The 9,593-nt window shown below is 71.5% G+C and carries 13 protein-coding genes; 6 read left to right on the top strand and 7 right to left on the bottom strand.

Features of this window, described 5'->3' with window-relative positions:
• The coding region (locus tag VJN29_RS05175; RefSeq protein WP_324142514.1) for an HNH endonuclease signature motif containing protein at window positions 1-1,458 on the top strand (1,458 nt) is incomplete at its 5' end.
• A gap of 182 nt (window positions 1,459-1,640) precedes the next feature.
• Here the strand turns inward: VJN29_RS05175 and VJN29_RS05170 are convergent.
• Genes VJN29_RS05170 through VJN29_RS05155 form a run of 4 tightly spaced genes read right to left on the bottom strand, consistent with a single transcriptional unit; the run spans window position 1,641 to window position 5,155 of the window.
• Window positions 1,641-2,618 carry a nucleoside hydrolase gene (locus VJN29_RS05170; protein WP_324142513.1) on the bottom strand — a complete coding sequence of 326 codons (978 nt, stop codon included), beginning with the start codon at window positions 2,616-2,618 and terminating at the stop codon, window positions 1,641-1,643.
• Between the two features lie 34 nt (window positions 2,619-2,652).
• Entirely contained in the window at window positions 2,653-3,405 is a 753-nt protein-coding gene (locus VJN29_RS05165; protein WP_324142512.1) for a GntR family transcriptional regulator, read from the bottom strand.
• 11 nt (window positions 3,406-3,416) lie between these two features.
• The gene (deoC, locus tag VJN29_RS05160; protein ID WP_324142511.1) at window positions 3,417-4,112 is read right to left on the bottom strand and encodes a deoxyribose-phosphate aldolase; all 696 of its coding nucleotides are present in this window, start codon (window positions 4,110-4,112) and stop codon (window positions 3,417-3,419) included.
• A 14-nt stretch (window positions 4,113-4,126) separates the two neighbouring features.
• Window positions 4,127-5,155 (bottom strand): ribokinase, encoded by a 1,029-nt coding sequence (locus VJN29_RS05155; RefSeq protein WP_324142510.1) that lies wholly within the window; start codon window positions 5,153-5,155, stop codon window positions 4,127-4,129.
• Window positions 5,156-5,265: 110 nt separating this feature from the next.
• Here VJN29_RS05155 and VJN29_RS05150 point away from each other — a divergent pair, with 110 nt between their 5' ends.
• Entirely contained in the window at window positions 5,266-5,733 is a 468-nt protein-coding gene (locus tag VJN29_RS05150; RefSeq protein ID WP_324142509.1) for a hypothetical protein, read from the top strand.
• Entirely contained in the window at window positions 5,642-6,214 is a 573-nt protein-coding gene (locus tag VJN29_RS05145) for a cytochrome P450 (RefSeq protein WP_324142508.1), read from the top strand. Before VJN29_RS05150 ends, VJN29_RS05145 begins: the two co-directional genes overlap by 92 nt.
• Here the strand turns inward: VJN29_RS05145 and VJN29_RS05140 are convergent.
• The 3 genes from VJN29_RS05140 to VJN29_RS05130 form a co-directional block, all read right to left on the bottom strand.
• Entirely contained in the window at window positions 6,188-6,646 is a 459-nt protein-coding gene (locus VJN29_RS05140) for an NUDIX domain-containing protein (protein ID WP_324142507.1), read from the bottom strand. The genes VJN29_RS05145 and VJN29_RS05140 overlap by 27 nt on opposite strands.
• A gap of 6 nt (window positions 6,647-6,652) precedes the next feature.
• Window positions 6,653-7,186 carry a peptidase gene (locus VJN29_RS05135; RefSeq protein WP_324142506.1) on the bottom strand — a complete coding sequence of 178 codons (534 nt, stop codon included), beginning with the start codon at window positions 7,184-7,186 and terminating at the stop codon, window positions 6,653-6,655.
• A gap of 97 nt (window positions 7,187-7,283) precedes the next feature.
• Complete coding sequence (locus tag VJN29_RS05130) at window positions 7,284-7,772, bottom strand: MarR family transcriptional regulator (protein WP_324142505.1); 489 nt, start codon at window positions 7,770-7,772, stop codon at window positions 7,284-7,286.
• 63 nt (window positions 7,773-7,835) lie between these two features.
• On the opposite strand from VJN29_RS05130, the gene VJN29_RS05125 reads away from it, so the two are divergent.
• The 3 genes from VJN29_RS05125 to VJN29_RS05115 all read left to right on the top strand — a co-directional run.
• Complete coding sequence (locus tag VJN29_RS05125) at window positions 7,836-8,054, top strand: hypothetical protein (RefSeq protein ID WP_324142515.1); 219 nt, start codon at window positions 7,836-7,838, stop codon at window positions 8,052-8,054.
• 108 nt (window positions 8,055-8,162) lie between these two features.
• On the top strand, window positions 8,163-8,489 hold the full coding sequence (locus VJN29_RS05120) for a hypothetical protein (protein ID WP_324142504.1): 327 nt from the start codon (window positions 8,163-8,165) through the stop codon (window positions 8,487-8,489).
• Window positions 8,490-8,646: 157 nt separating this feature from the next.
• Window positions 8,647-9,593 (top strand): NAD(P)/FAD-dependent oxidoreductase (locus VJN29_RS05115; protein WP_324142503.1); only part of this gene is annotated, 947 nt, incomplete at its 3' end.

Here is a 9,593-nt window from a genome sequence, read left to right as displayed (position 1 = left end):
GAGGGCCCGCGCACAGAGGGCGGCGGACGCCGAGGAGGCTCGGCAAGGCGGTCGCGGGGTCCGCGGTTGCGGGAGGTGGCCGCCGCAGGACCGCGGGGCGGGTTGTGGGCGCACGTGCCGGCGGACGAGCCGCTGCCGTTCCTGCCGCGCGAGGTCGAGTCGGTCGACCTGTCCGAGCTCGACCTGGACGGCGCAGACGCGGACTGGTTCGAGGCGAACTACCCCGGCCCGTCCGAGCCCGAGCCTGGGGAGCCGGGGTTCGGTGAGCCGGTGGCGGTCAAGGTCGACGCGCTGCTCGGGCGGCCGCTGGTGCGGCACGGCTCGGAGCTGCTCGCGCACGCGGTGGGGCATCTGGCCGGGTTGCGCGCCCAGCACGAGGTGATGCTGGTCAACGTGCTGGCCGAGCTGCAGGACCGCGGCGAGACCCCGCCCGGCGGGCTGTCCGTCACGGACTGGCTGCGCTCGCTGGACCCGACACTGAGCGCGGGGCAGGCCAAGGACTACGTCACGGTGGCCCGGGCGGTGACCCGGCCGCGGTGGGCCGAGCTGGCCGCGCGGGTCACGATGGGCCACGTCACGGTGGCCAAGGCGGCCCGGATCATCGAGTTCGAGCAGCGCACCGAGCGGGTTGCCGACCCGGGCGAGGTCGACACCGCGGTGGCCGAACTGCTCGACCGGGCGCCGGAGCTGATCGCGGAGGACTTCACCGGGCTGGTGCGCCACCACACCGAGCAGGTCCGCCCACCCAGGGACGAGGACGCCGACCGGCTCGACGCGGGCCGCCGCGCCAGCCGCGGGCTCTGGTTCGGCCCGCCGTCGCGCACCGGGATGGTCACGATGCGCGGGGTGCTGGACCCGGAGGCGGCCGCGACCATCAAGTCGGCGGTGGACCCGCTGTCGGTGCCCTGTCCCGTCAAGGACCGGCACGGCCACACGATCACAGCCGATCCGCGGACCCCGGCCAAGCGGCGCGCCGACGCGCTGCTCGAGGTGGTCCAGCGCGGGGTCGCGGCTGCGGACGGGCTGCCGGTCACGGACAAGGCCAAGCTGGTCGTCACCGTCGCCCACGACGTGCTCGCCGGACAGGCCCGCGGCACCGGCCTCGCGATGTCCGGCGACGTGCTCTCGATCGGCACGGTGCGCCGGCTGGCCTGTGACGCCGGGATCATCCCGATGGTCCTCGGGACGGCGGGAGAGCCGCTGGACGTGGGCCGGACCCGGCGGCTGGTCACCAGGGGCCTGCGCACCGCGCTCTGGCACCGCGACCAGGGCTGCAGCTTCCCCGGCTGCACCATCCCGCCGCAGTGGACCGACGCGCATCACGTGCAGCCGTGGTGGGCCGGTGGCCGGACCAGCCTGCTCAACCTGGCGCTGCTGTGCCGCCGGCACCACACCCACGTGCACCGTCACGAGCTCACCGCGACGGTCACCGCCACCGCCGTCACCTGGCACGTCTAGACCGCCCGCCGCCCCTCACCCCGCCCGACGCGGCGGGGCCAGAGGCATGCCCGCGACAGCGCGGAGGACGCCCACCGCGCCGCCTCCCGCTGCGGCGAGCGAAGCAAGGGAGCCGCTGGGTGCAACGTGAGACCGCGCTCACCCTTCGGTTGGTCTGCACTGCCCAGGTGGCTCATCTCGGCTCAGTCGAAGAAGCCGCCGCGCAGTGGTCGGCTCACCTCGGTCGGAGTGGCCAACAACCCGGTGATCCACGAGTAGAAACCCGCGGCGTCGGCCGCCTCGATGACCCGGGCGTTCGGCTCGAGGCCGTGCACGCCCCACGACATCGCCGAGTAGCCCCGAGTGAGCGCCGAGCTCATCTCGACAGCGACGTTGTAGTCGGAGGCTCGCGTCACCAGCTCGGGATGCAGCAGCACACCCACGGACAACGAGTCGGGGTGCGTCGTGCCCGGGATGCCGACGCTCTCGTCGAAGGCCAGGGTCGGCCCGCAGACCGTGAGGAAGAACTTCGCCAGCGGCGTGCCGACCGCCTCGATGCCAGCCAGCTGCTCGCGGCTGAAGACCGCGTCGTTGAGGGTCAGCGGCGCCCACGGCACGACCGTCACGTCGCGGAAGCCCGCCTCGAAGACGACGTGCGCCGCGTGCGGGTCGACGTAGAAGTTGAACTCGCCAGCCGCGGTGATGTTCCCGCGGCCGTTGTTCGAGCCGCCCATGATGACCAGGCTCTTGACGTTGCGGACGAAGTCCGGCTCCTTGACCGCCGCCATCGCGATGTTCGTCAGTGGGCCGATCGCGACGATGGAGATCTCGCCCGGCGACTCGGCGGTCAGCCGGATGAGGGCGTCGACCCCGTGCTCGTCCTCGGTCACCGTGTCCGCGAAGTCCATGTCGAGGCCGCCTGAACCGTCGCCGTGGACGTTCTCGGCCGACACCCACGGCAGCACGAGGGGACGTCGGCAGCCGAGGTGGATGGGCACGGATCCCAGGCGGCCGGCAGCGCTCAGGGTCATCTGCGCATTGCGCACCTGGCGGTCGAAGCCGACGTTGCCGGCCACCATGGTGATGGCCCGCAGGTCTGCCTCCGGGTCGAGCAGGCTGGCGATGAGCGCGACGCAGTCGTCCTGGGCGGTGTCGGTGTCGAGGATGAACGGGACAGTCACAGCAGTCTCCTTGTGGCCCAAGAGCCTTGAGCGGTCAATGGCGGGTCAGGATCGACGTGACGCGGAGCCGGTCCGACCGGATCCACACGTCGGAGTACTCGATCGGCGAGCCGGACGCGAGGTAGGTCACCTGCTCGAGGTGCTGCAGAGGCGAGCCGACCGGCACCTCGAGCAGCTCCGCTGTGGGGGCGTCCGCAGCGGTCGCCGAGAAGGTCCGCCGGCCCGTCGCGATGTGCAGGCCGTACCGCGAGGCGAGGGTCCCGAAGAGGGTCACCTTCTCGAAGTCGACCGTCTCGAGGCCCGGCGCAAGGTCGGTGCGGACGAAGTTGGCGAGCAGCGCGACCGGTCCCGCCGCAGTGCTCCGCAGCCGTTCGAGCCGCAGGATCGGCTGGCGGGCCGGAGTGTCGAGCAGCGCCGCAACCGGCCTGGGTGGCTGGACGACGGCGCACTCGAGGACCCGCGTCGACAGCGGCGCTCCCACGTCGGCGAAGTCCTCCGACAGGCTCGTCAGCTTCTGCGCGATCGCGGGCTCGACGACGGTCGAGGTGACGAAGGTGCCCTTGCCCCGCACCTGCACCAGGGCTCCCTCGGCGATGAGCGTCGACAGGGCGCGCCGCAGCGTCCCGCGGCTCACCCCGACCTCCGCGGCCAGCTCCGGCTCCGGCTTGAGCCGGTAGTGCGGCGGCCACACACCGCTCGCGATCTGCCCACGCAACCACGCGGAGATCCGGGAGTGCAGCGTCGCGGGCACCTGCGAGGCGTCCGCGCCCAGCGAGCCCAGCGGCATACGGGATCCTCTCAGTAACTCTGCGTCTCAGCGTCGCTCGTGTCGGTGACGATCGCGATGCCGGCGCTGGTGCCGACCTTCGCGGCCCCGGCGGAGAGCAGCTCGACGACCTGCTGGCGGGACTTGATCCCTCCGGACGCCTTGACGAGGACGCCCTGGGGCGCGCGCTCCACGAGGTAGCGGATGGAGTCCGGATTGGCCACCTCGACCTGGCCGGACGACGCGTTCTTGAGGTACGCGGCGCCGGCCTCGCAGGCCAGCTCGACGGCGGCGGCCTTCTCGGCGTCAGTGAGCAGCGGCAGCTCGAGCATCACCTTGATCGGCACGCCTGCCGCCCGCACGACTCCGGCGATGTCCTCGCGGAAGCCGTCGAAGTCGCCGCTCCTCAGCCACCCGACCTGCACGCCCATGTCGATCTCCCGCGCTCCGAGCCGGACGAGCTCGGCTGCCTCCGCCGCCTTTCCCGCGCTCGTCATGACCCCGACGGTGGGGAAGTCGAGCGCGGACGCGACCGTGACCCCAGTGCCCTTCACCACCTCCGCGGTCAGGGCGACCCAGGAGCCGGCGACCATCGCGGCGTCGAAGCCGTACTCGAGCGCCTCCTTCGCGTGAGTGATCGTCTCGTCACGCGTCGTGCCGACAGCGATGAGGGTGTGCTGGATGTAGGGCGCGAGCTCTCGTGCAGAGAGCGCCGTGAAGTCGGTCATGGGGTTCCTTTCCTTCATTCGGTATGCCGACGCACGGGGCCTCCCGGCCGTGGACGGCCTGCGCCCCCGTGGACCCCCGAATGGGTCCCGGCTTGGTGGTTCTGGTTGGTCCGGAGGTCGTCGCGGTGCGGAAGTGCCGGGATCACCTCGGCGATCGAGACGGTGTGTGCGCCTGCGCGCGCGGCGAACTGCGTTGCGGCGTCGATGGGCTGGCCCTCGGCAAGGGCGACGGCGAGGGCTGCCGTGAAGCTGTCGCCCGCGCCCGTGGTGTCGACCACGGCGCGTGGGGCGACTGCCGGGACGGTCCGCCGCCCGGCGGCGTCGTGGATGAGGGCGCCGTCCGCGCCGAGGGTGATGACGACGGTGCGGACTCCCTTGGCGCGGAGCTGCTCGGCGAGGTCGGCGGCGGACTCCTGCGCGTCGGGGTCGTGGCCGAGGAGGATGGCGGCCTCGCTCCGGTTGGGGGTGAGGACGTCGATGTGGTCCCAGGCGCTGTCCGGAAGCCGCTGTGCGGGAGCTGGGTTCAGCAGCGTCGTTGTTCCGGCCTCGCGCGCCGAACGCAGGGCGGCGACGGCGGTTTCGAGTGGGATCTCGAGGGAGACGACGGCGATGTCCGCGTCCGCGAGCCGGCCCCGGAAGGACGTGACGTGGTCCGCGCTGAGGTGGTCGAGGGCGCCGGTCGCGATGACGATGCGGTTCTCGCCGGAGGGCTCGACGAGGATCATCCCGACCATCGTCGCCGTCTCCTCGATCGTGACGGTGGCGGAGGCGTCGACTCCCTCGGCCTTCCACAGGGCGCGGGCCCCGTCGCCCATGGTGTCGGCACCGATGGCCGTGAGGAAGGCGACGTCAGCCCCGAGCCGGGCCGCGCCGACGGCTTGGTTGGAGCCCTTGCCGCCGTGGCCCGACGAGAACTCGCCGCCGGCGATGGTCTCTCCCGCGACGGGTACCCGTGGCAGGCGCATCGTCAGCCCGACGCCATAGCTGCCGACCACCGCAACGGTCGCCCTGCGTGAACCCATGGCACCCTCACTCTTCCTCATGTCCGTGGACAACTATAGACATGGAACGAATGGACCCGTGAGGCATGATCATCCCGTGACACGAGACGTTCTCGAACGCCGTCTCGTCGCACGTCGCCATCCCCACCGGTATGGACCCACCTGAGCACACGGCCTTCCGCACGCTCGTGGACCGGTACTTCGACGAGGAGCACATCGCCGCCTTCGAGCCGGTGTGCCGCTCCATCGTCGGCCGGCACCTCGACGGGTTGCGCGCCCATCGGGACCTCGAGGTGATGGGCGACCTCGCCGAGCCGGTCGCGAACGCCCTCGCGTGCGCGTTCATGGGCTGGCCGGACTCGTTGCACGAGCCGCTGCGGGAGTGGACGCGCAGGAACCACGCGGCGACCCGGGCGATGGACCGGGCGGTGATGTCGCACGTCGCGATGGAGTTCGACGGCTACATCCCGCGAGCAGCTCGACCTGCGCCGAGCTGCACGCGCCGCCCGCTCCGAGGCACCCGACGACGTGACGACGGCCCTGCTGCGGGACTCCGTCGACGGACGACCCCTGACCGACGCGGAGATCGTGTCGATCGTGCGCAACTGGACCGTCGGTGAGCTCGGGACCATCGCGGCGAGCATCGGCATCGTCGTCGAGTTCCTCGCCCGGAGGCCCGACGTCGTCGAGCTGCTCCGGGATGACCCCGGCGCGACCGGGACCGCGACCGACGAGATCCTGCGCATCCACGCACCTCTGGTCGCGAACCGTCGTGGCACGAGGCGGTCGGTGACCATCCGTGGACGGCGGATCCAGGAGGACGAACGAGTCATCGTGCTGTGGGCCTCGGCCAACCGCGACGAGCGGGTCTTCGGCGACCCAGACGAGTTCCGGCTCGATCGCGACCCCGGCGACAACCTCCTCTACGGCCGGGGCATCCATGACTGCCCGGGCGCTCCGCTCGCGCGGCTCGAGCTGCGCGTCGTGGTCGAGGCCCTGCTCGCCACCTTCCCCGCGCTGGCCCTGCCCGCCGGCGGACGCCGCGAGCTGGGCCGGTATCCAGGCAGTGGGTTCTCAGTTCTCGACGTCCGTTTGGCGTGAGGCCGGCGACAGCACGCCGCGGAGCAACGGCTCATAGCGCGGGTCGGGCAGCTCGAGAGACAGTGCTTCCGCGAGCGTGAACCAGGCCAGGTCGTCGTGTTCGTCCGGGGCGAGGTTGACCGGGTCGCCGCGCCAGTCACGCAGGTGCAGGAAGGTGATGTCCTCAGAGAGGTCCTCCGCGACAAAGCGTGCGACGAATGTGCCCTCGCCCTCGGACTGGATCCCGAGCTCCTCGCGAAGCTCTCGCCTCAGGGCCGCCTGAGGCGTCTCGCCGTCCTCGAGGTGGCCACCCGGGAAGTCCCATACGTCGGGGTACCAGGCCCGGTCGGCCCGACGGTGGCACATCAACACCCGACCTGCCTGGGTCAGCACGCCGCTCACCACCCGATGCGTCACCTCGGGCTCGCCCGAGTCACCCTCCGCCACGTCCATTCGGACTCAGGATGCGAGCAGGATGGACAGGGCAGCGGTATCGGCGTCGTCCTCCGGGTCGATGCCGTCCAGCGCGGCGAGGCGAGTCACGGTCCCATGGCTGTCGGCCTCGATCCACGCGGCCCGGTGGGCGAGACCCAGGTGCGGCAGGCCGGGCAGGAGCAGGCAGCCAGAGGCGGTTTCATACTCGGGCAACGACGCCACGGTGCTCGAGGGCGGGTGCAGCACGGCGAGGCCAGGGGGCAGTGGATCGGCGAACTGGCCCGGTCGCAAGGGGTGCTCGCCGACGAACTGGCCCTCGGCGAGAACGAGCCCGACCGAGTGCTCGGGGGCCTGTTCGGGGATGTCCTCGACGACGCGGAAGACGGTGCTTCCGTTCGGGAGCATGTGCGGGACCGCAGCCATCCGCACCGCCAGCAGGAGGAAGTGCGTCCACTCCACGGTGTCCTCGGGCCACCGCCCCACGATGATGAACCCTTTGAGCGCGCCTCCCGACTGGATCGGCGCAACCTCGACCTTGGGCTCGTGCCCGTCGTCCATCTGGCCCCTCCCTCCACGCCCTCTGAAGTGGTGACCTCGCTCGCTCTCAGGATGCCACCAATGCGGCCCGGACAGCACGCAATCGCCGTCGGCGTGGTCAGGAACTCGTTGCCGCGATGACGCGGGTGAGGGCGACGTGCAGCGACGTCAGCTCGTCGAGGTCCATCCCGAGGCGCTCGATGACCTGCGGCGGCACCTGCAGGGCACGCTCACGCAACGCGCGGCCCTCGTCGGTCAGCGTGACCGCGAGGGCACGCTCGTCGGCGGGGTGGCGGTCACGACGGATGAGGCCGGCTCGCTCGAGGCGCTTGAGGAGCGGTGAGAGGGTGGCTGGGTCCAGGCTGAGGAGCCGACCGATCCGCTTGACGGTCGTTGAGTCCCGCTCCCACAGCGTCAGCATGACGAGGTACTGCGGATGCGTCAGGCCCAGCGGCTCGAGCACGGGTCGGTAGAGCGCGATGACGTTGCGGGACGCCACGGAGAGCGCGAAACACACCTGTTGGTCGAGCCGCAGCAGGTCGTCGGGGGCCGAGTCAGCAGGCAGGCTCGTGGAGCGAACGGACGCCGCAGCGTGGACGTTCGTCATCGACGACCCCCTCAGCCAGTAGACTGACAATTAGTGCACGAACTATATCTGGAAGTGAGCACCATGGCTGGCAAGGGCGACAACGAGGGCCTGTCGATCGGATACCGCATCGGCTTTCAGCTACGGAAGCTCGGTCTGACCTTCTTCGGTCCGGCACAGCTCGGCGAGACGAGCGACCCCACGGCGCAGCTGCGGGCCGAGCGCGCCGCCAGGGTCGCCAAGGCCAAGCGAGAGCGCGAGCAGCGCGAGGCTGCGGAGGCGGATCGGCGCCGGGCCGCCTGACGTCGACGAGCACCGACGACCCCTGCGCCGCCCGAGCGCTGTTGGGCGGCGGTAGTTTCGGGTACCTTCGAGAAGAAGGGTCAATCCGCACGGCCTCCAGGAGGAGCCATGGGTGATCGAGTTGGTCTCTTCTTCATGCTGGGGATGGTCGTCCTGCTCGTCGTGGGGCTGATCATGTTGAACCCCCGGCGGGGCACCAAGGCAGAGGGCCTTCCCCCCGAGACCCTCAACCGCCATGTGGAGGACACGGCCCAGGCCCGCGTCGACCACCCGGAGGGGGCGGAGCGCTCCCACCTCGTGGGCAACCCGCCCGTCGACACCGTGACGACCGAGGGCTGGGGTGTGGCGACACCGGGCGAGGGCACTCTCGAGGAGCTGCCCGTGGACGTTCACCCGGAGCTGCACGACAGCGACCGCAAGCGTCGACGCCAGTGACCTCACCCCAGGCCGTATGCCGCTGAGCCGGCTTCCCGGCCACGTGCCCGTGGAGGGTGGCCGGGAAAGTGGGCCCAGCGGCTTACGGCCGCTTCCTTGCGGGTCCACGAGTGGGCACCTCCGTGCGGCACCGCGGCGCTGAGTAGCCTCACTGGGCATGGGTGTTCCGCAGCAGGTGGTCATCGTCGGTGGCGGGATCGGCGGCGTCAGCACCGCCGCAGCGCTGCGGTCCGGCGGTTTCTCGGGTGAGATCACCCTCGTTGACGATGCGCCGCAGCCGCTCGACCGGCCGCCGCTGAGCAAGGAGTACCTCGCCGGCTCCCGCGCACTGACGGACATCGCGCTCGAGCAGCCGGAGTGGTATGACGACCACGACGTGCGCCTGCTCACCCGGACCCGCATCGCGGCGCTGCGCCCGGGCGAGGGCGTGGTCGAGACCGAGGACGGCAGGACGCTGCCGGCCTCGCGCGTCGTCATCGCCACGGGCGGTAGAGCCGCCCGGCCGCTGATTCCCGGCGCCGACAGCGAGCGCGTCCACGTGCTCCGAACCGTTGACGACGCGGATCGGCTGCGGGCGGCTGCGGGCCCGGGCGCGCGCGTCCTGGTCGTCGGCGCCGGGTTGATCGGCGCAGAGGTCACCTCCACCCTGACCGGACTCGGCGCGGACGTGACGCTCGTCGACATCGTCTCGCCACCGCTTGCCCACGTCCTCACGGAGCCCGTCGCCCAGTGGCTGCACGAGGTCCACCGGGCACGGGGTGTCACGGCGCGCCAGTGCGGCGTCGAGCGGTTCGAACCGATGGGGACCGGGCCTGACGCCCGCCTGACGGCGCACCTCACTCATGGCCAGGGCAGCGTCGTGATCGACCGGGCCGTCCTGGCTCTTGGCATGGTCCCGGAGACGTCGCTGGCGGCGGCGGCGGGACTGGCCACGGGACGCGGAGTCATCGTCGATGGCCGCCAGGTGACCTCCAACCCGGCGGTCCTCGCGATCGGCGACGCGACCGAGATGAGGACCGACGGCGTGGTCCAGCCCCGTGCCGAGCACTGGGAGGCGGCTCGGCTCGACGGCGAGCGGGCCGCGGCCACCATCCTCGGCAACCC

Origin of the sequence: Intrasporangium sp., assembly GCF_035280925.1 — a bacterium.
Lineage (GTDB): Bacteria > Actinomycetota > Actinomycetes > Actinomycetales > Dermatophilaceae > Intrasporangium.
Note: the sequence above shows the minus strand (reverse complement) of the source record. Positions and strands in the feature narration are given on the sequence as shown.